This window comes from Roseovarius sp. MBR-51 (assembly GCF_053628575.1).
In genome coordinates, this window is sequence record NZ_JBRJGQ010000004.1 from 310,636 (window position 1) to 332,977 (window position 22,342).

Annotated in this window: 19 protein-coding genes; 5 read left to right on the forward strand and 14 right to left on the reverse strand. The window is 62.8% G+C overall.

All coding sequences use genetic code 11. From position 1 onward, the window contains the following. From ACSSVY_RS08015 to ACSSVY_RS08045, 7 genes are read right to left on the reverse strand one after another with little or no spacing between them, the layout of a single operon-like run. Nucleotides 1-573, reverse strand: coding sequence for a nitrous oxide reductase accessory protein NosL (locus ACSSVY_RS08015; protein WP_454268880.1), 573 nt, complete (start codon nucleotides 571-573; stop codon nucleotides 1-3). Further along, nucleotides 570-1,403, reverse strand: a complete 834-nt coding sequence (locus tag ACSSVY_RS08020) for an ABC transporter permease (RefSeq protein WP_454268881.1) — start codon at nucleotides 1,401-1,403, stop codon at nucleotides 570-572. Before ACSSVY_RS08020 ends, ACSSVY_RS08015 begins: the two co-directional genes overlap by 4 nt. Then, a complete protein-coding gene (locus ACSSVY_RS08025) occupies nucleotides 1,400-2,293 on the reverse strand; it encodes an ABC transporter ATP-binding protein (RefSeq protein WP_454268882.1) in 894 nt (297 codons plus the stop codon). Before ACSSVY_RS08025 ends, ACSSVY_RS08020 begins: the two co-directional genes overlap by 4 nt. Beyond that, a complete protein-coding gene (locus ACSSVY_RS08030; protein ID WP_454268883.1) occupies nucleotides 2,262-3,596 on the reverse strand; it encodes a nitrous oxide reductase family maturation protein NosD in 1,335 nt (444 codons plus the stop codon). The genes ACSSVY_RS08025 and ACSSVY_RS08030 overlap by 32 nt, the downstream gene beginning before the upstream one ends. A 3-nt stretch (nucleotides 3,597-3,599) precedes the next feature. Next, nucleotides 3,600-5,552 carry a TAT-dependent nitrous-oxide reductase gene (gene nosZ / locus ACSSVY_RS08035; RefSeq protein WP_454268884.1) on the reverse strand — a complete coding sequence of 651 codons (1,953 nt, stop codon included), beginning with the start codon at nucleotides 5,550-5,552 and terminating at the stop codon, nucleotides 3,600-3,602. 2 nt (nucleotides 5,553-5,554) lie between these two features. Continuing rightward, nucleotides 5,555-7,774 carry a 4Fe-4S binding protein gene (locus ACSSVY_RS08040; RefSeq protein ID WP_454268885.1) on the reverse strand — a complete coding sequence of 740 codons (2,220 nt, stop codon included), beginning with the start codon at nucleotides 7,772-7,774 and terminating at the stop codon, nucleotides 5,555-5,557. Between the two features lie 11 nt (nucleotides 7,775-7,785). Next, complete coding sequence (locus tag ACSSVY_RS08045; protein WP_454268886.1) at nucleotides 7,786-8,172, reverse strand: hypothetical protein; 387 nt, start codon at nucleotides 8,170-8,172, stop codon at nucleotides 7,786-7,788. 142 nt (nucleotides 8,173-8,314) lie between these two features. On the opposite strand from ACSSVY_RS08045, the gene ACSSVY_RS08050 reads away from it, so the two are divergent. Together ACSSVY_RS08050 and ACSSVY_RS08055 are read left to right on the forward strand one after the other, a co-directional pair. Continuing rightward, entirely contained in the window at nucleotides 8,315-8,785 is a 471-nt protein-coding gene (locus tag ACSSVY_RS08050; RefSeq protein WP_454268887.1) for an RrF2 family transcriptional regulator, read from the forward strand. A gap of 75 nt (nucleotides 8,786-8,860) precedes the next feature. After that, nucleotides 8,861-11,206 (forward strand): Tex family protein, encoded by a 2,346-nt coding sequence (locus tag ACSSVY_RS08055; protein WP_454268888.1) that lies wholly within the window; start codon nucleotides 8,861-8,863, stop codon nucleotides 11,204-11,206. A 61-nt stretch (nucleotides 11,207-11,267) separates the two neighbouring features. Here ACSSVY_RS08055 and ACSSVY_RS08060 read toward each other — a convergent pair whose 3' ends face one another. The 7 genes from ACSSVY_RS08060 to ACSSVY_RS08090 form a co-directional block, all read right to left on the reverse strand. Beyond that, complete coding sequence (locus ACSSVY_RS08060; protein ID WP_454268946.1) at nucleotides 11,268-13,151, reverse strand: heavy metal translocating P-type ATPase; 1,884 nt, start codon at nucleotides 13,149-13,151, stop codon at nucleotides 11,268-11,270. Nucleotides 13,152-13,156: 5 nt separating this feature from the next. Then, a complete protein-coding gene (locus ACSSVY_RS08065; RefSeq protein ID WP_454268889.1) occupies nucleotides 13,157-14,137 on the reverse strand; it encodes an FAD:protein FMN transferase in 981 nt (326 codons plus the stop codon). After that, nucleotides 14,118-16,325 (reverse strand): PepSY domain-containing protein, encoded by a 2,208-nt coding sequence (locus tag ACSSVY_RS08070; protein ID WP_454268890.1) that lies wholly within the window; start codon nucleotides 16,323-16,325, stop codon nucleotides 14,118-14,120. The genes ACSSVY_RS08065 and ACSSVY_RS08070 overlap by 20 nt, the downstream gene beginning before the upstream one ends. 12 nt (nucleotides 16,326-16,337) lie before the next feature. After that, on the reverse strand, nucleotides 16,338-16,808 hold the full coding sequence (locus ACSSVY_RS08075) for a DUF2271 domain-containing protein (protein WP_454268891.1): 471 nt from the start codon (nucleotides 16,806-16,808) through the stop codon (nucleotides 16,338-16,340). A gap of 61 nt (nucleotides 16,809-16,869) precedes the next feature. Beyond that, complete coding sequence (locus ACSSVY_RS08080) at nucleotides 16,870-17,217, reverse strand: hypothetical protein (protein ID WP_454268892.1); 348 nt, start codon at nucleotides 17,215-17,217, stop codon at nucleotides 16,870-16,872. 175 nt (nucleotides 17,218-17,392) lie between these two features. Next, entirely contained in the window at nucleotides 17,393-18,031 is a 639-nt protein-coding gene (locus ACSSVY_RS08085; RefSeq protein ID WP_454268894.1) for a cytochrome b/b6 domain-containing protein, read from the reverse strand. Further along, nucleotides 18,024-18,341 (reverse strand): PepSY domain-containing protein, encoded by a 318-nt coding sequence (locus ACSSVY_RS08090; RefSeq protein ID WP_454268896.1) that lies wholly within the window; start codon nucleotides 18,339-18,341, stop codon nucleotides 18,024-18,026. Before ACSSVY_RS08090 ends, ACSSVY_RS08085 begins: the two co-directional genes overlap by 8 nt. A 146-nt stretch (nucleotides 18,342-18,487) precedes the next feature. Here ACSSVY_RS08090 and ACSSVY_RS08095 point away from each other — a divergent pair, with 146 nt between their 5' ends. From ACSSVY_RS08095 to ACSSVY_RS08105, 3 genes are all read left to right on the forward strand, one after another. Further along, nucleotides 18,488-19,147, forward strand: coding sequence for a response regulator transcription factor (locus ACSSVY_RS08095; protein WP_454268898.1), 660 nt, complete (start codon nucleotides 18,488-18,490; stop codon nucleotides 19,145-19,147). Then, on the forward strand, nucleotides 19,144-20,472 hold the full coding sequence (locus ACSSVY_RS08100; protein ID WP_454268900.1) for an ATP-binding protein: 1,329 nt from the start codon (nucleotides 19,144-19,146) through the stop codon (nucleotides 20,470-20,472). The genes ACSSVY_RS08095 and ACSSVY_RS08100 overlap by 4 nt, the downstream gene beginning before the upstream one ends. Nucleotides 20,473-20,744: 272 nt before the next feature. After that, complete coding sequence (locus tag ACSSVY_RS08105) at nucleotides 20,745-22,064, forward strand: tyrosine-type recombinase/integrase (RefSeq protein WP_454268902.1); 1,320 nt, start codon at nucleotides 20,745-20,747, stop codon at nucleotides 22,062-22,064. The last annotated feature ends 278 nt before the right edge of the window (nucleotides 22,065-22,342 follow it).

Below are 22,342 nucleotides of genomic sequence, written 5' to 3' on the forward strand. Positions count from 1 at the left end.
TCAGTTCTGCCTTTCACGGGACAGTTGGTTGAGCCGTGCCTCGAAATCGTCCTCTTCGGCGCGGTCCGTGGTGCTGGTGACGATCGGCACGGCCGAGAGCACATCGGCATCCGCCACCTCTGCCAGCCTCAGGACATGCCCGCCGCGCGCCTCTGCAAATGCGGTGGCGTCTTGGGCGGTGAGGAAAGGCACCAGTTCCGGCGCGTCCATGCCGCCCGTTGCATCCGAGCCGATCACGTAATGCGCCGCCGTGGCGTCGATCCAGTTCTCGGCGCCGGGCTGGTCCCAACTGGTGGCGGCGGCCATATCGTTGACGTAGATGGCGGTGATGGCGTGGCTCTGTTCAGGCATACGCTGATAGGCGATGGCGTCGCGCACCTGACTGAAAAAGAGCGGGTGATCCAGCCCCTCAAGATGCACCTGCGCCTTGGGACCGGGATGTTCGAGCAGGTCCATCTGGCAGTAATGGCCGACGGCTTCGGCCGTGAGGGACACCGGGTCGGGGAGGGTCGCTGCTTCTTCCTTGCAGGCGGCAAGGGCGAGGGGGAGAATGGCAATCAATAGAAACCTCATGGCGTGACCCTCCGAAGGGCGGCGACCGCCAGTCCAAAGGCTGCAATTGGCCAGAGCAGGACCGAGATCAGGGCATGGGCTGCCGGAATGGTCTGGGCCGCGCCACCAAGGCCAGAGGCCGCTGCGGTCGCCTCGGAGGCGGCAAGGTTGTAGAGGCGGAAGGCGTCGGCGGGATTGGCCAGCAAGAGCCATGGCAGGGCGCGGGTGGTAAACGCCCCGCCGCTATCGGCCACCACGGCCGCCAAGAGGCCCAGATCGTAGAGCACCACGAGGGCAAGCCAGACGCCAATGGCAAGCCCTGCCGCTGTTCCCGGACGCCGCGCGATGGACGAGAGCGCATAGCCCAAGGCGAGAAACACCGCGCCCAAGAGGATCGAAGACCAGAAGAGGCGCAGGAGCGCTGGCAGGCCTGTCACCGCCTCGGGGTCGGTTGCAAGAGCTGTGATGGCAGCCAGCCCATAGCCTGCGCCCACGGCAATCGTCAGCACCGCCAGATGCGCCGCGAACTTGCCCAAGAGGATGCCCGAGCGTGACACCGGATAGGTGAGCGTGAGCGAGAGCGTGCCGCGCTCGACCTCGCCCGCCACAGCGTCAAAGGCCATCAAAAGCGCCATCAGCGGCACCAGATAGACGCCAAGAGATGTGAGGCTGGCCACTGTGACCGAGAGCGCATCCACGCCCACATCGCCCGTGGGGGCGCTGCCTGCGGCTGAGAGGACGAGGGCAAAGAGCGCCATCAGAACAACGGTGATCGTTACCCACCGGTTGCGGAGAGCGATGCGGAATTCGGTGGACCCAAGGGCCATAACGGGGCGGATAAGGGCGGTCATTGGTCATCTCTCCGACTGAAATGGCTGTAGAGGTCTTCGAGGCTGGGCGGGATGATCTCGACATCGTCGATCAGGTCATGCAGGGCGGCGATATCGCCCAACCGGGTCAGTTTCTCATCATGGGCGCAGGTCAGATCGACCATGACGCCATTGCGCCGCCCGCCTGAGAGTTGCGCGGCCACCTCATCCGCTGCCCCCGGACGCGCTGAGACCTGAAGCCGGATGGGCAGGGCAGCCTGACGGCGCAGGGCAGTAAGCGTGTCATTGGCCATGAGGCGCCCCCCGGACAGGATCACGATCCGGTCGGTGCGGGCCTCGACCTCGGTCAGGGCATGGGACGAGAGCAGGATCGCGGCCCCCTCAGAGGCCAAGCTGTCGAGAATGGTGTAGAAGTCGCGGCGTGACACCGGATCAAGCCCGCTGGTCGGCTCGTCGAGGATCAAGAGGCGTGGCTGACCGATCAGGGCCTGCGCTAGACCGACCCGCTGGCGCATGCCCTTGGAATAGGTGCCAATCCGGCGACGGGCGGCGTCGTCCAATCCAACGCGGCTCAGCAAATCCATCGCCTGTGCCGGGTCGCAGCCGCGCAGGCGCAGGTAGAGGCGGATTTGCTCCAGCCCCGTCAAGGCCGGGTGAAAGGCCACGTTTTCGGGTAGATAGGCGGTGCCATCGCGGGCGCTCGGACTGCCGGGGGCGGCGCCCAATACCTCGATCTGACCAGAGGTGGCGGGGATGAGGCCAAGGATGATCTTCATCAGCGTGGATTTGCCAGCGCCATTATGGCCCAAGAGCGCCACCCGTTCGCCGGGGGCCACGGTAAAGCCCACGGCGTCGAGGGCGGTCACGCCATCATAGACCTTAGTGACGTGCGAGAGGGTCAAACTGTTCATCATCTGTCTTTCTGTTGCGCGCGGTGGCCATGGCGCTGGCCTCCATCGCGGCGATGTGGTCTGGCACCGTCACGGTGACGGGTCGCATCAGGGGAGCGCTATCCAGCACGGCGCCGGGCAGGGAGGCGGGGAAATGTTTCTGACCCCAGCGGATCAGTTGCACGGCGGGCGCACCCATCAGGAGGCTGGCGGCGGGTTGGGACCAGAGGATGTGATCCATGAGGTCATTGGGCCGAAAGCTGGCATCGGCGATGCCGTCGCCATCCAGATCAAAGGCGGGATGGTCCGACCAGTAGTTGCCGCGCCCGTCATGGCTCCATTCCACATGCTTGGTGCCCACATATTTCACTTGCGTTTGGTTGCCGACAAAGGCGTTGCCGGTGATGGCGTTGCGTTCCGATCCGGCGGTGAAGTGGATGCCGATCTCGCAGCCCTCAAAGCGGTTGTCGTAGATCAGGTTGCGGTGGGCGTTGTAGATGAAGGTGCATTTCTCGGGGCCGCCGCGCACCAGATTGCCGCGAATATCGGCGTTGTTGGCGTAGTTGAGCATGAGACCGTGGCTGCGGTCCGCGAGGCTGAGATTGTCATGCACGATGATGCGGTTCGAGAACATCAGTGCAAAACCCAGCGTATTGCCGATCGAGATATTGCCCGACACTTCGGAATTGTTTGCATACATGTAATGCACCGCAAAGCGCAGGTCGCGCATCAGGTTGCGGCGGAAAATGCCGTCGTTGGAGGCGTTCACGAAGATGCCGTCGCGGCCAAGGCGGATGTCGTTATCCTCGATGACGGTGCCCGGCGCATTCCACACATAAACGCCATTGCCACGGCTGTTCATATGGTGATCGGTGCGCCCGACAATGCGGTTGCCGCGCACGGTGGCACCCTTGGGGCCATGCACATCGACCCCGTAGAGATTGCCGAGGATGTCGTTATCCTCGACCAGCACGCGCGCCGCAGTCCGGGTGATCTGGACGCCGCTGTCGATGGCGTCATGGTCGCTGCCCGATCCGGTCAGGGTAAGGCCGCGCACGGTGATATCGCTGCCGGTGATGGTGATCACGCTGCCAGTGCCGCCGGCGTCAATGGTGGCCTTGCCCTGTCCGTTCAGTGTTATGGGATGCTCGAGTGTCACCGGGCCTGCGTGCTGGCCCGGTGCGAGGGTGAGCACATCGCCGGGCATGGCCCCGGCGATGGCAATGGCAAGCGCCCCGGTCTCTGCCGGAACATGCCGTTCGGCGGCGGTGACCGAGGTCGCCACGCCGAGAAACAGGATCAGGCCGAGGAGAGCGCGCAACATGGCTCAGGCGCCTTTCGGTTCAACGAACATACGACCGCGCATTTCCATGTGCAGCGCGTGGCAGAACCACTGGCAATAGTACCAGTAAACCCCCGGTTTGGCCGCGACAAAAGTGGCGGAGGCGGTGGCCTGCGGCGCGATCTCAAAGGCAACACCGTGATCGCCCATGCAGAAGCCATGCGTCAGGTCGTCGATATCGTCGATATTGGTGACGATGACCGTGACCTCATCGCCTTCCTTGACGGTAAAGCTCTCAAGGCTGAACGACGGCGCCTGACTTGACATGTAGACGCGCACCTTGTTGCCGTCGCGAATGATCGTATCCGCCCAATCGTCGATATTTACACCGTCCTTTTCGGCCTGCGCGCGGGTCTCGGCCCACATCGGATCGTTGCGGTCCCAGTTGTTGCGCGGGTTCACGACAGAGCGGTGGACGATGATGCTGTCATGCGGTTCGGCAAAGGTCGGGCTGTCGTGCAGAAGCGTGAGATTGGAGCCGTCCATTGAGAACAACTGTTCATTCTCAGGCTTGAGCGGGCCCACGTTCAGGAACCGGTCCTTGGAGAATTTGTTCATCGAGATGAACCATTTGCCATCCGCGTCCAGCGTCTCGCCCATCGAGGTCGAGTTGTGGCCGGGCTGGTAATGCACATCCACCTTGGAGCGGATCGGATCGACGTTCTCGCCCGCATAGGCCTTGACCGCGTCCTCGATATTCCAGACGACGATCTGGCTGTCGAGAAAGAGCGTGGTCAGGGCGTTGCCCTTGCCGTCAAAGGCGGTGTGGAGCGGCCCGAGGCCCAATTCCGGTTCGGCCACCACGACAGAGCGCGGATCGGCCCCGTCAAAGAACACCGCATCGAGTTTGCGCACGTCGATCACCGTGACGGTGGGCGAGAGTTTGCCCGCGATGCAGAGGTGAATCTTGTCGGGGGCCATGTTGCAGCCATGCGGGTTGTTGGGCACCGGGATATAGCGGGTGTAGTTCTTGTTCTGGCCTTTGCGCCCGTCGATGACCTTGACGCCGTTCAGCTCGATAAAGTCGCCCTCGGCGATGCCCTTTTCGATCTCAGCCAGGTTGTAGACAACAACGTGATCGCGCTCGAATTCGGTCATTTCGGCCAGAGAGATACCCATTTCCGAGTTGTAGGAGGTCGAAAACGCGTACTTACCCTCATAATCGGCATCGGTGTTGTCGAGGTTGCCCGAGACCATCACCTGCCACGCCACTTCCATCTTGTCGGCGTCGATGGCGGTGTAGAAGTTCACATATTGCGACGGATCATCGAGGATCTTGCCATCGTTGACCATCGGGCCCTCATCTTCGCCATTGGCAAAGACATAGTTGGTGCGTGGCCATTTCTGCGGGCGCAGACCGTGGATCGCCTTGGCGTTCGGAATTTCGAGGATCTTGTCAGCCTTCATCACATCGAGGCGGACGCGTGCGACGCGGGTATTGGCCTTGTCGTTCATGAAGAGAAACCGCCCGTCGTATTTGCCCTCGGTGAAGGACATGTGGACGTGGTGCAGGTCGCCATTGTCATGCACCTTTTTGCCATTGGCGGCGAGGTAGTTCTTGGTGCGCTCGGACATGCCGTCGGTCAGCACCTTGAGGGATTCGTTGGTCTGGCCCCAACCGGTGGCCGAACAGCGGTTGAACACGGGAATCCGCATGAATTCGCGCATCGACGGGATACCGAGGATACGGACCTCGCCGGTCTGGCCCGAGGACCAGAAGCCGTAATATTCATCGAGTTCGCCGGGGGCGAGATGCGACGAGGCGGCGGCGGCTGTGGCTGTGGTTGGGGTGGTCGCCGCGGCGGTTGCCACACCTGCGGCCCCGCCGATAAGCGCCATGCGCGAAGCTCCCATGGCCCCGAGGGCAGCGGCGCCGCCTGCGGTGGCGCCCAACAGGCCCCGGCGGCTGATCCCGGTTTTCTTGGCATCGGTTGACATGATCATTGTCCTTTCTTCATGTTTGGGTGGTTTGCGATCATCCGGTCCAACGCTGCCGCGCTGTCAGAGGCGCTTTTGCGGCGCTTCACGTTTTTGATGACGACCGGACATTTGGTCTCCGACTGGTAGAGAACCTGACAGTGCAGACAGTTCAGGCACTCGTTCGGGTTGATTTCGCCAGTGGGATGGATGGCCTGCACCATGCATTCATGGGCGCAGGTCTGGCAGGGGTTGCCGCATTCGCGGTAGCGCTTGAGCCAATCGAACATGCGCAGCCGGGCGGGGATGGCGAGGGCGGCGCCAAGCGGGCAGAGGTAGCGGCAATAGAACCGCTCGACGAAGAGGCCCGCCGCCAGGAGTGCCAGCGCATAGGCGACAAAGGGCCAGGCGCGGGCGAATTTGAGCACGATGGCGGTCTTGAAGGGCTCGATTTCGGCCAGATGTTCGGCCTGTTCGATCGAGGCGAGTGAGACACCGAAAAGCCCGAGGAAGATCATGTATTTGATCGGCCAGAGGCGTTCATGCAAGCCCCATGGCAGGGTCCATTGCGGCACGCCCAATTTGCGTGCGATGCGATTGGTCAGCTCTTGCAGCGCGCCGAACGGGCAGAGCCAGCCGCAATAGGCCCCGCGCCCCCAAAAGATCAGTGAGGCCGCAACCGCGAACCAGAGGATGAAGGTCAGCGGATCGAGCAGAAACGCCTGCCAGCTGAAATCCGTGGTCAGCGCGCCAAAGAGCGCCATCAGGTTGACGACCGAAAGCTGCGCATTGGCATACCAGCCCAGAAAGACCAGCGTGACCGTGAGAAACCCCATGCGGAACCATGTTGTGATCCGCTCAGACCGCACGAGATAGCTCTGAAAGAAGAAGGCGAGGGTGAGGATCGTCAGCATGACGCCAAGCCCCACGATTTCGACGGTCTTGTCGCGCCAGATGCGAGTCCAGAGGGCGGTTTGGGCGGCGCTCTCGGTATCGGACACTTGCGCCAGCGGGGCAGCCGGGGCCGGGGCGGCAAGGACGCGCAGGTAGGGTGCGGGCACCTGATAGCTTAGGTCGAAGGTGGTAAAGACCCGTTCGATCGCGGCGACATCGCGCTGCACCAGCAGTTGCAGGCGCCACGGCTCTGCGGGGTCAAAGCCAGCATCTGCGGGGATCTTGAAGATATCCATTTCCGAGAGCATCGGCACGCCATCGACCATGATCTCGCCCACGCGGCGATGACCCCGGTCGCGAAAGCGCACGGAATCCTCGCCCTGCACCAGAATGATGCGGTCGAACACGCCGCCGCGCACATAGCCTGAGCCCTTGAAGGAATAGAGGCCACGGGCGGCGACAAGGATCGCATGCTCGCCCTCGTCCAGCCAGTTGGTCAGGTTGGCGTATTCCGCCTCGCCCAAGAGTTGCCGCCCGATGGCGGGCACGCTGATGAGCGTGGCATACATGTCGATATAGGTGTCGCCGTCGGGCGCGGTGATCGGGCGGGCGGCGGCGCGGGGATCGTCCATCGCGGCAAAGGCGGCGTTGACCTGCCCCACATCCAGCGACATGCGGCGCAGGGTGCCGTCCCCGGTGAGGGTAAACCAGTCGTCGGCGGCCTCTGCGTCGAGGTTCAGTTCGAACTTCGGGCCAGAGGGGGCGGTGAGCGGTGCAAGGCCGCCCAGCGCGAGCGCCCGTGCTACCCGGATGCCCGAACGGGTGATCGAATCGTCGATCACCATGATGGTGACGGTCGCGCCGGAAATGATGTCCAACTCATGCGCCGATCCGCCTGCTTCGGCCTCGGCCACCAGATCGAGGCCGATGAAATCCGCCACCAGCTTTTTCACTTTCGCCTCGGGGATGCCGATCAGGACGATGGGTTCGGAGTGTTTGACCAGCTTGACGCCGGTCAGTTTGGCATCAAGGCCGACGGCGACCATCACATGAATGGGTTTGCCGGAATATCCTGTTGTGCCCACGAAATCGGACGTGATGAAGGCCCAGCCAATGGTTTCTCCGCCGCGCAGCACCGGGGCCACGGGCAGGTCGCTGCGCATCGCGCCATAGCTGTCGGCGCCGTCGACCAGCGTCGCGGCGGGCACGTCCGTCAGATAGGTTGCGAGATACGGGGATTGCGCCTGAACCGCCGTGACGGAGGTCATCAGGATGATCCAGATGGCAATGGCCCACACCACAAAGAAGCCAATGGTGCGGCACGTCGGATCGAGGCAGGCGCGGGGCATTGAGAAGACTTTCATAGAGTGGCCAGCAGGGCCGGGGGCGCGCGACTGCGCGGCTGCAAGACGGTGCTGGGGTGATGCAGGGCGGTGCCGGGCAGGGCGGTGCCGGCGGTTTCACGGGCCACGCCCACGTGGGATACGGCGGTGCCAAGGGTCGCCTGCGCGCCAGCCTGCAAGCAGTGGTCGCAGAGCATCTTGGTGCAGTTCGGCAGATCCACAGGGGTGCCATCGCGGGTGAGATGGACGGTTTCATGCCCCTCGCCATCGGCACAGATCACCAGTTCTGTAAGGGTCGCCTCAAGCACCGCACGGCCTGCGGCACGGCCCGCGGCAATACCGCCGAGCGCCATGGAGAGCGCCAGCAGCAGGCAGAGCATGAAGGGGGCAGTGATCCGTTTCATGAGTCAGACCTTACCAAAGCCGACGCGAGTCGATCTTGATATGGATCAATCTAAATGTCTCTTTAATGAGGTATATGTCGCAGCCGCAGCCTCTTGCCAAACTCCGGTCTTTCAGGATCATGTACAGTAACGGGAGCCTGAGATGCGTCTAACAAAGTTTACAGATTATTCCTTGCGTGTTCTTTTGTATGCGGCGACGTTGAAGCCAAAGCAACTGACGACGATAGAAGAGACATCCAACCTCTATGGTATTTCGCGCGCGCATCTCAAGAAGGTGGTGCTCGGGCTTATCCATGAGGGATTTCTGGAAGGTGTGCGCGGGCGGAGTGGAGGGTTTCGGCTGGCTAGGCCCGCCAATGAAATCAATCTCGGGCAGCTTTTGCGCAAGACGGAGCCGGATTTTGCTCTGGCGGAATGTTTCCTGCCGGATAATGCCTGTCGGGTCACAAAAGGCTGTCGTTTGCCGATCGTTCTGAATTTGGCGCTGAGCAATTTCCTCAAGACATTCGACGATTTCACGCTGGCAGATGTGGCGCTTGCACCGCGATACTTTGGATTGCCGGAGCAAGAGAGCTATCCGCAGCGCGGCCCAAACCTGCCGGAAGCCATCTGATCCCGCCTCGCCCTCTTGGCGTCCCGGCGCGCAGAGACTATCACTGATCTCTCAGATCATCCGAGGGAGTCCAGAGTGACAGACACAGCCGAGCGCATCGCCCGCCTCATCGCCACCGAAATCGACGCACGCCCGGCGCAGGTGGCCTCTGCCGTGACGCTCTTGGATGGGGGGGCGACGGTGCCGTTCATTGCCCGCTATCGCAAAGAGGTGACGGGCGGTCTGGACGATACGCAATTGCGTAATCTGGCCGAGCGCCTGACCTATCTGCGCGAATTGGAGGCGCGGCGCGCGGTCATCCTTAGCTCGATCAAGGATCAGGGCAAGCTGACAGAGCCGCTCGCGCGTGCCATCGCCGGGGCCGAAACCAAGGCGGTGCTCGAGGATATTTACCTGCCCTTCAAACCCAAGCGCCGCACCAAGGCGATGATCGCGCGCGAAAACGGGCTGGAGCCGCTGTTGCGGGCGATTCTGGCCGAGCGGTCTGCGGTGCCCGAAGAATTGGCCGCAGGGTATCTCAATGAGACTGTGACGACCGTGAAAGAGGCGCTGGAGGGCGCGCGCGACATTCTGGCCGAGGAATTGACCGAGAATGCCACGCTTCTGGGCCGCTTGCGCGCGTTCATGCGCGCCGAGGCGATGATCAGCGCGCGCGTGCTGCCGGGCAAGGAAGAGGCGGGGGCCAAGTTCTCGGATTACTTCGATCACCGCGAGCCTTGGTCAAAGATCGCCTCGCACCGCGCCTTGGCCATTCTGCGCGCGGCGAAGGAAGAGATCGTGACGCTGGATATCGCCCCCGATCCCGACACCGGCGCGCCGCGTGCCGTGGCCATGATCGAGGCGGCCATCGGTATTCCGGGCAAGGGTCCGGGGGATATGTGGTTGCGGAATGTGGCCGCCTGGACCTGGCGGGTCAAACTGAGCCTTTCGATGTATGTCGATCTGATGGGCGAGTTGCGCAAGCGTTCCCATGATGAGGCTATCACGGTCTTCGCGCGCAATCTCAAGGATTTGTTGCTGGCGGCCCCGGCTGGGCCACGTGCCACGCTGGGCCTTGATCCCGGCATCCGCACGGGCGTCAAGGCGGCGGTGGTGGATGCCACGGGCAAGTTGCTTGCGACCGCGACGCTCTATCCGTTCCAGCCCAGAAACGATCTGCGCGGGGCACAGGCTATGGTGCTGGACCTCGTCCGCAAGCATGGCGTGGAATTGATTGCCATCGGCAACGGAACTGCCAGCCGCGAGACGGAGCGGATGGTGGCGGAGGCGCTCAAGCTCTTGCCGCAGGGGGCCAAGCGGCCGATGAGCGTGATCGTGTCCGAGGCGGGGGCTTCGGTCTATTCCGCCTCGGAACTGGCGGCGCAGGAATTTCCCGGTCTCGATGTCAGCCTGCGCGGCGCGGTGTCGATTGCGCGGCGGTTGCAGGACCCGCTGGCCGAACTGGTCAAGATCACGCCGCAGTCGATTGGTGTGGGGCAGTATCAGCATGACGTGGATCAGCGGCGGCTGGTGCAGACGCTCGATGCCGTGGTCGAGGATGCGGTGAACGCGGTCGGTGTCGATCTCAACATGGCCTCGGCCCCGCTCTTGGCGCGGGTGGCAGGGCTGGGGGCGTCCTTGGCCCAAGCGATTGTGGCGCATCGCGACGCCGAGGGCGCGTTCCCGTCGCGCAAGGCGCTCTTGAAGGTGTCGGGGCTGGGCCCCAAGGCGTTCGAGCAATGCGCCGGGTTTCTGCGCATCCGGGACAGTGCCGAGCCTCTGGACGCCACGTCCGTTCACCCCGAGGCGTATGGCGTGGCGCGCCGGATCGTGAAGGCCTGCGGGCGGGATATTCGCGCCATCATGGGCACGCCCGAGGCGCTGAATGGTTTGCGGGCCGAGGATTTCGTGGATGACAAATTCGGTCTGCCCACGGTGCGAGACATCCTGACAGAGCTGGAAAAACCCGGTCGCGATCCGCGCCCAAGCTTTGTCACCGCGCGGTTTGCCGATGGTGTGGATGACATCAAGGATCTCAAACCGGGCATGATGATGGAGGGCACTGTGACCAATGTTGCGGCGTTTGGTGCCTTTGTCGATATTGGCGTGCATCAGGACGGGTTGGTGCATGTCAGCCAGTTGGCCGATCGGTTCGTCAAGGACCCGCATGAGGTGGTCAAGGCGGGGGATGTGGTCAAGGTGCGCGTGACCGAGGTCGATGTCGCCCGCAAACGCATCGGTCTCAGCATGCGCAAGGACGGCAGTGCGCCGGAGGCGCGGGTCCGGGAGGCGGCTGCTGGGGCCAAGCCGTCAAAGGCTGGCAAACCAGATGGCCGCGCGCGACCAAAGGTTGAGGCGGCGCACGCTCCCAAGCCTGAGGCGCAGGCCGGGCAGGGGGCCTTGGCCGATGCCCTGCGCGCGGCGATGCGTGGTAAGCCATAAATGGGGCGGACCTGACGCCTGACGCCGTGTCGGGGGCGGTCCGGGCTGGATCATTCAGGTGTCAGAACGCCGTCCTGTCTTTGGTGTCGACGCCGGATGTTGCGGGGTCTTGTGGCGTGATCCGCAGAGCGCGCAGGGCATTCAGGATCACGGCCACGTCGATCGCCTCTTGCAAGAGCGCGCCTTGCACCGGGCTGAGATATCCGAAGGCTGCGGCAATCATGCCGAGTACCGAAAGGCCGATCCCGGCGACCACGCTTTCGATGGCAATCCGCCGGGAGGCCCGCGCGATATCGAGCGCGGGGCCGATCCGGTCAATCCGGTCAACGAGCAGCACGACATCGGCCGCCTCTGCCGAGGCCGCTGCGCCCCGCGCGCCCATTGCAACGCCGACATCGGCCGCCGCGAGGGCTGGTGCATCGTTCACGCCGTCACCGACCATCATCACCGGGCCGTTCTTGCGCTCGGTGAGAACCAGCAAGACCTTTTGATCCGGCGTGAGGCCAGCGCGCAGACCGTCGAGACCGAGCCCTTTGGTTATGCGCTCTGCCACCTCGATCCGGTCACCCGTGGCCAGCAGGATGCGGCTGATCCCACCACGGCGCAGGCTGTCGAGCATCGCCCCGGTGCCCGCGCGCAGAGGGTCGGACATCACCAGATGCCCGGCCATGCGCCCGTCAACGGCGAGTGCGACAAGCACGGACCCAGCCGCAAGCGCGGGATGGCCGCTAGATCCGGTATCGGTATGGTGGCTCACAAAGCCTATGCCCCCAACACTGACCTGGTGACCTTCGACCAGTCCGATCACACCCTCGCCGGGAACCTCTGCAACTTCGGACGGGATCGGCAGCAGGAGGCCACGCGCCTTGGCGGCGGTGACAAGCGCCTGTGCGACAGGGTGTTTGGAGGCCTGATCGAGCGCTGCGGCCAGCCGCAGGATTTCGTCTTGGGACATGCTATCCCGGCTCTCGATTGCGACGATCTGCGGTCGTCCGTCGGTCAGGGTGCCGGTCTTGTCGAGAATGAGGGTGCGAATGCGCGCCATGGTCTCGAATGGTCCGGCACCCTTGATCAGAACCCCGAAATGCGCGGCACGCGACAGGCCCGCGACAAGGGCCACCGGAACTGCGAGGATCAGCGGACAGGGGGTCGCCACGACCAGCACGGCGACGGCGCGAATCGGATCGCCGGTGAGCCACCATGCGGCACAGGCAATGACGACCGTAACCGCCAGAAACCCCAGGGACCAGCGGTCGGCCAGCCGTGACATCGGGGCCTTGGAGCGTTGCGCCTCTTCGACCAACCGCACAATGCCAGCATAGGTGCTCTGAGCCGCGCGTTGAGTCGCCACGAGGTCGAAGGCGTCGCCGGCATTGGTTGACCCGCTCAGCGCCTCTGCGCCGCGCGACACGCGCAGGGGCAACGATTCGCCGCTGATGGCGGATCGATCAAGAAAGGCGGACTCAGAGACCAGATTGCCATCCACAGGCACCACATCGCCCTGACGGATCAGCAGTCGGTCGCCCGGTTCTATGGCGTCGAGAGGCACCTCTTCGAATCCGCCATTGCGGTGTCGGGTGGCTGTGCGGGGCACGCGCGCCAAGAGGCTGTGCATTTCGCGGCGGGCACGTCCTTCGGCGAAGCTCTCGAGAAAGGTTCCGCCGGAGAACATCACCGCGACGACTGCGGCTGCCAGTGTCTCGCCGAACGCAAGGGCCGCTGTCATCGACAGCGCCGCCACGATGTCGAGTCCAACCTCGCCGCGCCTGAGGCTGCGCAGGATTTCAACCACGAGGGTGGCGAGGACGGGCGTGACCCCGGCGGTCCATGCGAGGGACGCGAGATGCTGCTGGCCCGCGGCATAGATCCCGAGACCGGCGATCAATCCAGCCACGGCGAAGAGCAGGAGCGCCGTCTTGAACCGGTCCGTGCCGATGTTCTCCATGCCGTTCACGTTCCTATGCCTGAGGCACCTGCCACCGGGTCGTGTGAGAAAAGCGGGCCGACTCTGACCTCTGTCACCTCGCCTGCATCATGGCGCAGCAGGAAGAGGGCGTCGAGTCCGCGCTCTTCGGCCCTGCGTGCGCCTGTTTGCGGCCCAAGTACCATGAGGGCCGTCGCCCAAGCGTCGGCCTCGGCGCAGCTTGGGGTGACGACCGTCACCGAGGCCGGAGCGGCGATCAGGGGGGCGCCCCGGTGCGGGTCCATGGTGTGCGACAGGCGGCGTCCCTGCACCTCGACCCAATGGCGGTAGTCGCCAGAGGTCGCGACGGCGGCATTCTCCAGCGCAAGGATGGACTGTGCTGCGCGGCGCGTGGAGTCCGGCTTCTCTACCGCGATGGTCCAAGCCGTCCCATCCGGTCGAAGGCCCAACGCCCGCATCTCGCCGTCGATGCCGACAAGGGCTGCGTTGATCCCCTGCGCCTGCAAAGTGTCGGCCAGACGATCAACGCCGTAGCCTTTGGCGATGCCATTGAGGTCGATGGATACAGGCGCGGATTTGCGGATGCCGATTTCGCTTATGTCGAGCGCGTCCTGTGCCGACGTGCGTTTGCGTGTCATGGCCATGCGGATGCGGTCGGGGGTGGCGGTCTCGGGCCCGAAACCCCAAGCGGTGACCGCATCGCCCATACAAATGTCGAATGCGCCACCAGAGGCCCGCCCGATCTCGAGACCGAGCAGCAAAACGCGGCGCAGATGCTCCGGCACTGGCACCCATGTTCCCACTGGGGCGGCGTTGAGGCGCGTGAGGTCGCTGTCGGGTCTCCAGGTCGACATCTGCGCATCCACGCAATCGACGGCGGATTGCAGGGCGATCTGAACAGGGGCAGGGTCAAGGCCGGTTGGGGCAAAGAAGAGCGCCGTCCAGCGGGTGCCCATCGTCGGGCCGTTCAAGGCAAAGCGCTGTTGTTCAGTAGACATCTTCGACATATCGACCCTCCGCCTTGAGCACCGCAGGGGTCAGCCCGGTTGGCGCGAGTATGTCGGTCAGCGCGTCGGCGACGCCTGCGGCCATATCGCGCCCGCCACAGACCATCACGCGGGCGCCATCCCTGATCAGCCGGGCGACCTCGGCGGCGTCGCCGCGCAGGGCGTCTTGCACGTAGTTGGGGCGCGCCCCGCGTGAGACAGCGGTAACCAGTTGGGCTAGCCGACCGTCTTTCTGCCATGTCGGTATTTCGTCACTATAGAAGAAGTCACTGTCTGGGTGGCGCATGCCGAAAAAGAGGTGGATAGGACGCTGTCGCGCGTTCCCGCGCACAAACCCCGCCAGCGGCCCGATGCCGGTGCCCGCGCCGATCAGGATCAGCGGGGTGCGGCCCCGTCCCGGCTGAAAGCCGGGGTTGCGGCGGAGAAAGGCGCTAATGGTGTCGCCCGGTTCCAGCGCGTTGAGTTGACCAGAGCACAGGCCGCCTGGATGTTTCTTGACCACGATTTCAAGGAACCCGTCGCGGCGCGCAGAAGCGAGCGAATAGAGGCGGGGCAGGAGGCTGCCCTCGGGAAGGATGCCGATCAGGTCGCCTGCGTGAAACCGGGCAAAGCCCGCCCCAGTCAGCCTGTCCCAGAGCGATGCGCGCGGCAGGGCAAAGCGCAGGATTGCAGTTGGGGCCTGCACCTCTGCGCCATAGTCACGCCGCGACACCAAGGTCAGGGTTTCTGCCGGGGGCCGGATTGGATCATGGACGAGATCAAGGTCGATCCCCAAGGCCTGCCCAAGGGTCCGCCCCCAGCGTGCAAAATCCTGCGGCGATTGGCGATCCACGGTGTCGAGGGGCAGCAGGTCCGGCCAGCCTTGTGCCTCGGCCGACGCTGCGACGGCCTCGGCAAAGGCGCAATAGGCCGGAAAGCTGCGGTCGCCAAAGCCAAGTACGGCGAGCGGTGCAAGGGCTGCGCCGTCGAGATCCTTGAGCCGGTCGAGAAATCCCTTGGCCGAGGCCGGTGCGGCCCCATCGCCATAGGTTGCAGCCAGCACGATGATCCGAGCGGCGTTGGCATAGCTGCCCGGCGCGAATGCCGACATGGGCGCTGTGTGGACCTTTTGTCCAGCTTGCGTGAGCGCGGCATGCAGCGTTGCGGCAAAGCCCCATGTGCTGCCGCCTTCGCTGCCGACGAGCAGGATCGTATCGGCGTGGATTGCGCGCTGATTGCCACGAATGCGGGGGCGTCCACGCCGGCCTGCAAGCCAGATCAGAACACCGGTCCCCCCCATCGCAGGCACGCCAAGCACCATCAGCCCCAGTGCCAGCCCGAGGGCTGCCGCGCCCTGACCGGTATGGAGCATGTAGATCGTTTCCGACACGCGCTCTAATCCGTTCGGATCAGCCCAAGTCAGGAGCGCGCCCGTGCCCTGATCAATATATCCGGTGCCTTGGTCGGTCTTGAGGGTGAAGACGTCCGATGCGTCACCGGGATAGGGAAAGCTGAGGTCGCGCAGATCTGTGACCAAGGTATTGACCAGCGTCGGCATGTCGAAAAAGGCCACATCGGTTTGGCCACTCACATCCGCCGGAAAGGCCGGTGTGCTGTCCGCCTCCGGCAAGAGACCAAAGGTCGAGGCCGTCATCCACAAGCCAGTGATGGACGACAGGAAAAGGCCCGCCACCGCGATGCGCGCAATCTCGACATGCAGCCGATGCGAAAGCGGACCGCGCAGCGGCGCGAACCAGCGACGCCAGCCTCCGGTGCGCCGCATAACCAGCGCCGCGCCCGTGAGTGACAGAACAAACATCGCCGCCGCCCCAACCGCCATTGCGATGCGGCCGCCGTCCCCCAGAAACAGTGATCTGTGCAGGTTGGTGAGCCAGCGTTCCACTGGATTAGGGTCGGCAGAAGCGACGCCCATTCCTGTTGCGGGATCAATCACGGCGGCACCGGGCGCACCCAGATCGAACCAGTAGGCGGTGATCTGACCAGAGGGCGCGCGACGGATTTGTTCGACGCCGGGATAGGCGATCTGAATGCGGGTGGCGAGCGTGGCCATGTTCAGGCCCGCCTCGACCTGCTGCGCTGCAAGCCGGTCAGCGGCGGGAAAGACCGACAAGGCCGCGCCGCTCAGACTGAGCACCGTGACAAGGGCCAGGGCCAAGAGACCCGGCCAACGATGGAATGCGCGGATCATGGCCCTGTCTCCTCACATGTCGTAGGCGAAGCTGGCGACGTAGCGGCGGCCTTTCGTGGGCATGCCTGCCCCTTGGGTCGTCAGCGGCACAGCGACTTCGTTCGGGCTGTCGCGCATGTCCTCGACGGCGGCGTCGATATGGAGCGTGTAGCCCGCATCAAACAGCGCATCGGCAAGGTCGAGCGTGATCTCAAGCGTCCGGCCCGCGCCGACGCTGGCCCCTGTGATGCCGTTGACCTGAGCTGCGTCGCCAGCCGTGGCACGATGCCAATCGGTCAGGTGCTTGTAATATTTTGATTTTCCACCGGCCATCCACAGGCTACCGGCATAGGCACCAGAGGCATCGGTCACATAAAGCGCGAGATAGGCACCGTCGCCGCCATAGCTGTTGAGGGTGGTGGTCAGTGTTACCGGTCGCGCCATGGCCAGGCCGGGCATGGTCAGGGCCGTTGTCAGCGCGAGGGTTGCAAGAAGTGATTTCATTTCGTCGGTCCTTTGAATTCAAAGATAAAGATTGAACGCGGGCGCAGCGCCGCAGCGATGTTTAGTTCACCTTGACTTGTGGCGGGGCGCCGGTGCCGAAGAGACCGTTCTGCGGCGGCGTGACCGTTCCGGCGGGCGCGGGATTGCGAGCGCCATCGCGACCATTGTCGTCGTCGTCGTCGCCCTCGCCCTCGTCATCATCCTCCTCGTCGTCGTCTTCGTCGTGATCACGGTCATCGTCGTCACCGCTAACGCGCAGGAGCGGCAGCGCTTGCGACCCGTCGTCAAAAAGCGCGGCGAGCGGCCAGAGGTCTTCGCCCTCAGAGGCGCGCATCGCGCTCCAAGCCGGAACACCAATGGCGGCAGTGAGCGCGGTCGAGGCGACAAGAAGTGTCAGGATCTTTTTCATGGCAGTGTCTCCTTTTCATCTGCTTGAGCCAATCTGGAGGCTCGACCTGAGGGCTCCCTGACGGGGTGGCGATTCTCTCTTCAGCTTGGCGTCAGGAAGAAAAATGACCCCGCCTGGAGTACGGGGCCAAGTGGGCCGATGGGACCGTCGGCCTTGGAGAGGTCGCAGGGTCCGGTCAGACGATATCGTCTGGACCGGGCTCACGCTTGTCGCCAGTCACCATGGAACGGGCGAGGTTCTCCTTATGTCGGAATGAGGCAAGGACGACGCCGCCCACATGCAGCGCCACCAAGAAAAGCATCAGATTGGCAAAAACCTCATGTACCTCTTCGAGCATGTCCTCGCTGCCCTTGCCGGATTCGTTGTCCCCATCGGCAAAGGCGGGGGCCACGATCTGCGGCACCTCTGGCAGCATAGCAACGCGATCCGGCTCTTCGAGAAGCCAGCCGCTGAACGCTGTGCCCGACAGCGTGACGAGCAGGGCCACGATCATCGCCGCGCCCGCAGGGTTGTGACCCAGATAGCGCCGCTCTTTGCCACGAACCATGTCGCCCAGATAGGCCAGTGTCGCGTCGGGGCCCTTTATGAAACCGGCAAAGCGTGCGTAGCGGCTGCCGATGAGCCCCCAGACAAGGCGAAACGCGACAAGCGCCGCGATCCCATAGCCTGCGATCTCATGGACGGTCGAAAGCTCCTCTGCGCTGAGCCATGCGATGGCAAAGGCCACAACAAGGGACCAATGAAAAATCCGCACCAGCGGGTCCCAGACCCGGACCGTCCGAACCTTGGTTCTATGGGATGCGAGATCAGTCATTTTTGCGATCCTTGCCGTCGCGGTGCAAGCGACCGTCGTCGTCATCCTCATATTCGAACTCGATCACCGCAAGCGTGGCGGGATGAACCGTCACTTCGATCTGGCGACCATCGGCGTCGCGCCCGTCAATTTCATAGCAGCCGTCGTCGATCTTGATCCGGCGCACGGTCCAGCCGTTTTCAGCGGCGAGACGGGCCACGGCATCGCGCGGTTGCCAGTCGGCCATCGGCACAAAACAGTCGTCGCTGGCCAACGCCATCCCAGCGGGAATGACCGCGAGAAAGCTGAGAATTGTCAATGTCATCTTCATGGGCCAAACTCCTCGTTGCGGCCATCTTGAAACAGGTCATGCGCGACGAAACTGACGTGAACCTGAAGCAGTAGACCCTTTGGCGTCAGTATCATGTAAGCCAGACGGACGAGTGAGGGGCACAGGCACGGATAATAGGGGCAAAGATGCGCATTCTGCTGATTGAGGATGATACGGTTCTGGGGGCCGCCGTGCGCGACCAAATCGCCAGCGACGGGCAGACCGTCGATTGGGTCACCCGGCTGGATGCGGCGGGCGATGCGGTGCGCGGCGCGGCGTTTGACTTGATCCTGTTGGATCTGATGCTGCCGGATGGCCGCGGCATCGGCTTTCTCAAGACGCTGCGCGCGCGTGGGGAGGTGACGCCGGTGATTATCCTGACCGCACTCGATCAGGTGTCGGACCGCATCGAGGGGCTGAACGCGGGGGCTGACGACTATCTGGTCAAGCCGTTTGATCTCGCCGAATTGTCGGCGCGGATTGGCTCTGTTGCGCGGCGGTACAGCGGCAATCCCAATCCGATCGTGACGCATGGCCCGCTGGATATTGATCTGGCCGCCCGTAGCGTTCATCGCGGCGGAAAACCTATCCAACTGACAGCACGCGAATGGGCGCTGTTCGAGGCGTTTCTGGCCCGCCCCGGACAGCTTTTGTCCAAGGCGCAACTGGAGGACAAGCTCTATGCCTATGACGCAGAGGTGGAGAGCAACACCATAGAGGTCCATGTCAGCCGCCTGCGCAAGAAGCTGGGCGCAGGAATTGTCGAGACTGAACGCGGCCTAGGCTACCGACTGGGCAAGGCATGAGGCGGCTGCGCAGCCTCGAGACTCGGCTGGCACTGTCGCTAGGCCTATTGCTGACGCTGCTCTGGAGCGCGGCGGCTTCGGTCACAGCGGTGATCCTGCGCAGCGAAATGGACGCGATCTTTGACTCGGCCCTGCAAGAGACTGCGCAGCGCCTCTTGCCGTTGGCGGTGGTTGATATTGTCGGGCGCGAAGATGACGGGGTCACTCAACGCCTTGGGGCGATCCGCGTCCATGATGAATTCTTGACGTATGTCGTGCGCGATGCCGAGGGGCGGATCCTGTTGCAATCGCATGCTGCGGACGCTGCTGTGTTTCCGGTCTGGGACGGATCTGGGTTTCGCGAGACCGCGACCCATAGACTCTATAACGAAGACGCGGTTCAGGGCACTGTGCGGATCACCGTCGCGGAACCTCTGAAGTATCGCGCGTCGGTGGCGCGTGACATCCAGATGGGCCTTGGGTTGCCATTGCTGATCGTGGTTCCGGTTGCATTGCTGGCGATCATTCTTGCGGTCCGGGCGAGCCTCGCGTCGTTGCGCCGGTTCCGGGAACGTCTTGAGGCTCGGAGCGCCAGAGACATGTCGCCTGTTCCGGCGCAGGATATGCCCTCAGAAATCAGCCCCATAGCGGCCACCGTTAATGTATTGCTCGAACGTCTGAATGCCGCTTTTGAGGCCGAGCGCAGCTTTGCAGCCAATGCCGCGCACGAGTTGAGAACACCGCTTGCCGGGGCGATCGCGCAGGCGCAGCGACTGCGTTCGGAAACCTCGGACCCGCAGGTAATGCGTCGTGCCGCAGAGATCGAGGCGACGCTCAAACGCCTGACGCGTCTGTCTGAACGGCTCTTGCAATTGGCGCGCGCCGAAGGTGGGCGGCTGCGGTTGGAGCGGTCCGCAGACCTGCGTCCTGTTGCGCGCATCGTGGTTGAGGATCTGGCGCGACCTCTCGCTCCGGGCCGTCTCGTGCTGAGCCTGCCGGATGCGCCGCTCCTGTCGGACCTTGATCCGGACGCCTTTGCGATCCTGTGCCGAAATCTCGTGGAGAATGCGCTGCGTCACGGCTCCGGGGATGCGCCGGTTGCCGTGAGGGTGACACAAGAGGGGCGGTTGATCGTTGCCAATGACGGCCCTGTGGTGCCTGCGGAAACGCTGGGCCGCCTGACTGCGCGGTTCGAGCGCGCGGGGGCCGGGCAGGATGGAAGCGGCCTTGGGCTTGCGATTGTCGCGGCGATTGCGGATCGTATCGGGGGGCGGCTTGTCCTCAATTCACCCCGTTCGGACGGCGCATCGGGGTTTGAGGCCTCTGTGAGCCTGCCGATGAACTGAACCCTGTCGGGTTTCGGGATTGAACCCTGTCGGGATTATGGAGTGAACCCTGTCGGGTTTGCGTCACAACGCCGTGCCACGGTCGCTCCAACGCAACGAGATATTGTAGTCGTTTGCCGAGCGGCGAGCCTCTTCGCCCCGCGCGAAGCTCTGCAATGACCTGCGTCAACGGATTGATTTTATTGGCGGAAGCTCAGTCCGCCTATTACTTTTCCTAGTGCATCCGTAGTGTTCCTGTAAGTATATGTAAAACAATAATTTTATCTGATCTTTTGTCCTATTTGTTCCGATGTATTCCGTTTACATCCCACAAAAAGTGTGGGAAAGATTGTGGGGTAAATAGTTGGAGGAAAGCGGGAATGGTGCAGGCGACTACAGGCGGTAAACGTCACCCCGAAAAAGCCTTGTCCGCTGTGTTTGTGCGTCAAGTGACGGAACCGGGCAAATACTCAGATGGCAATGGTCTGTTTCTTCTGGTGCAGCCCAATGGTTCTAAGCAATGGGTGCAGCGCATCACCATTCGCGGCAAGCGTAGTGACATAGGGTTGGGTGGCGCGTCATTCGTTTCCTTGGCCGAGGCGCGCGAGGCGGCGCTGGCAAACAAGAAACAAGCGCGGGCCGGTGGTGATCCGTTGCAGGCCAAGCGCGAGGCGCAGGCGGTGCTTACCTTTACCGAGGCGGCGCGCAAGGTTCACGAAATGCACAAACCGACGTGGCGCAATGAAAAGCACGCGGCGCAGTTTATCAGCACATTGGAAGCTTATGCCTTTCCCAAGATTGGCGCGCGCAAAGTGGCAGAGGTGACAACCGGCGATGTGCTGGGCGTGCTGCAACCGATTTGGCTGGAAAAGCCCGAGACTGCGCGACGGGTGCGGCAACGTATAGGCACCATTATGAAATGGGCTGTGGCGCAGGGGTGGCGACAAGATAACCCAGCTGAGAATATCAGTCAGGCGTTGCCAAAGCATAGCAACGCCCAAGAGCATCGTAAAGCGTTGCCCTATTCCGAGGTGTCAGGCTGCATCAAGGCGGTTCAGGCATCAAACGCATGGCCTGCAACAAAGTTGGCTCTGGAGTTTCTCATTCTGACCGCAACCCGTTCGGGTGAGGTGCGCGGCGCGTTATGGGATGAAATCGAATTTCAGGGCGGTAACACTGCTACAACCGCTACATCCGCTACTTGGTCCATCCCAGCGGAACGCATGAAAATGAAAAAGCCGCATCGCGTGCCATTGTCGTGCCGTGCCTTGGAAATTTTACGCGAGGCTGAGGCTTTGCGTGGTGTATCGGGGCTGGTGTTTCCGTCTATCCGGGACAAGCCGTTGTCCGATATGACGTTGACCAAGTTGGTGAAGGAACAAGGCTTTGACGTGCATGTGCATGGTTTTCGCACGTCATTCCGCACGTGGTCGCAGGAACAGACCAATTTTCCGCGTGAAGTCGCCGAGGCGGCGCTGGCTCATATGGTCAAGGACAAGGCCGAAGCGGCTTATGCCCGGTCGGATTTATTCGAAAAGCGGGGGGAACTGATGGAGGCTTGGGCAGCGTATCTTGCTGTCAGTCAATGTAAGATTCTGAAATTGTTAAATTAAATATAGATCAAGGGCTTTTTGAAATTAAGCAAGCGAGACTTCCGCAGTTCCACTGGCTGAAAACACCGGAAAACAGTTGCTGTGGGTGGTAGAGTTGCTACTCTGCTTGTGCCGAAGCTGTGTAATGCAAGAGTAAGGCATCCCGTAACGTTGCGCTAACAACGTCACGGGATGGTGTTAGGAAAATCTTGATCGGACGTTTCCTAACACCGTTTTTGCATGCCAACCCTTCTGTGACAAGTCTCATGTGAGGATTGTTACAGCCTGCAATACGGAAG

Coding starts and splice junctions, on each gene's coding strand:
- ACSSVY_RS08090 (WP_454268896.1), bottom strand. CDS start 18,341: ATGAAGATGACATTGACAATTCTCAGCTTTCTCGCGGTCATTCCCGCT.
- ACSSVY_RS08065 (WP_454268889.1), bottom strand. CDS start 14,137: ATGTCGAAGATGTCTACTGAACAACAGCGCTTTGCCTTGAACGGCCCG.
- ACSSVY_RS08015 (WP_454268880.1), bottom strand. CDS start 573: ATGAGGTTTCTATTGATTGCCATTCTCCCCCTCGCCCTTGCCGCCTGC.
- ACSSVY_RS08080 (WP_454268892.1), bottom strand. CDS start 17,217: ATGAAAAAGATCCTGACACTTCTTGTCGCCTCGACCGCGCTCACTGCC.
- ACSSVY_RS08075 (WP_454268891.1), bottom strand. CDS start 16,808: ATGAAATCACTTCTTGCAACCCTCGCGCTGACAACGGCCCTGACCATG.
- ACSSVY_RS08025 (WP_454268882.1), bottom strand. CDS start 2,293: ATGAACAGTTTGACCCTCTCGCACGTCACTAAGGTCTATGATGGCGTG.
- ACSSVY_RS08060 (WP_454268946.1), bottom strand. CDS start 13,151: ATGGAGAACATCGGCACGGACCGGTTCAAGACGGCGCTCCTGCTCTTC.
- ACSSVY_RS08095 (WP_454268898.1), top strand. CDS start 18,488: ATGCGCATTCTGCTGATTGAGGATGATACGGTTCTGGGGGCCGCCGTG.
- ACSSVY_RS08050 (WP_454268887.1), top strand. CDS start 8,315: ATGCGTCTAACAAAGTTTACAGATTATTCCTTGCGTGTTCTTTTGTAT.
- ACSSVY_RS08020 (WP_454268881.1), bottom strand. CDS start 1,403: ATGACCGCCCTTATCCGCCCCGTTATGGCCCTTGGGTCCACCGAATTC.
- ACSSVY_RS08040 (WP_454268885.1), bottom strand. CDS start 7,774: ATGCCCCGCGCCTGCCTCGATCCGACGTGCCGCACCATTGGCTTCTTT.
- ACSSVY_RS08030 (WP_454268883.1), bottom strand. CDS start 3,596: ATGTTGCGCGCTCTCCTCGGCCTGATCCTGTTTCTCGGCGTGGCGACC.
- ACSSVY_RS08045 (WP_454268886.1), bottom strand. CDS start 8,172: ATGAAACGGATCACTGCCCCCTTCATGCTCTGCCTGCTGCTGGCGCTC.
- nosZ (WP_454268884.1), bottom strand. CDS start 5,552: ATGTCAACCGATGCCAAGAAAACCGGGATCAGCCGCCGGGGCCTGTTG.
- ACSSVY_RS08100 (WP_454268900.1), top strand. CDS start 19,144: ATGAGGCGGCTGCGCAGCCTCGAGACTCGGCTGGCACTGTCGCTAGGC.
- ACSSVY_RS08070 (WP_454268890.1), bottom strand. CDS start 16,325: ATGATCCGCGCATTCCATCGTTGGCCGGGTCTCTTGGCCCTGGCCCTT.
- ACSSVY_RS08085 (WP_454268894.1), bottom strand. CDS start 18,031: ATGACTGATCTCGCATCCCATAGAACCAAGGTTCGGACGGTCCGGGTC.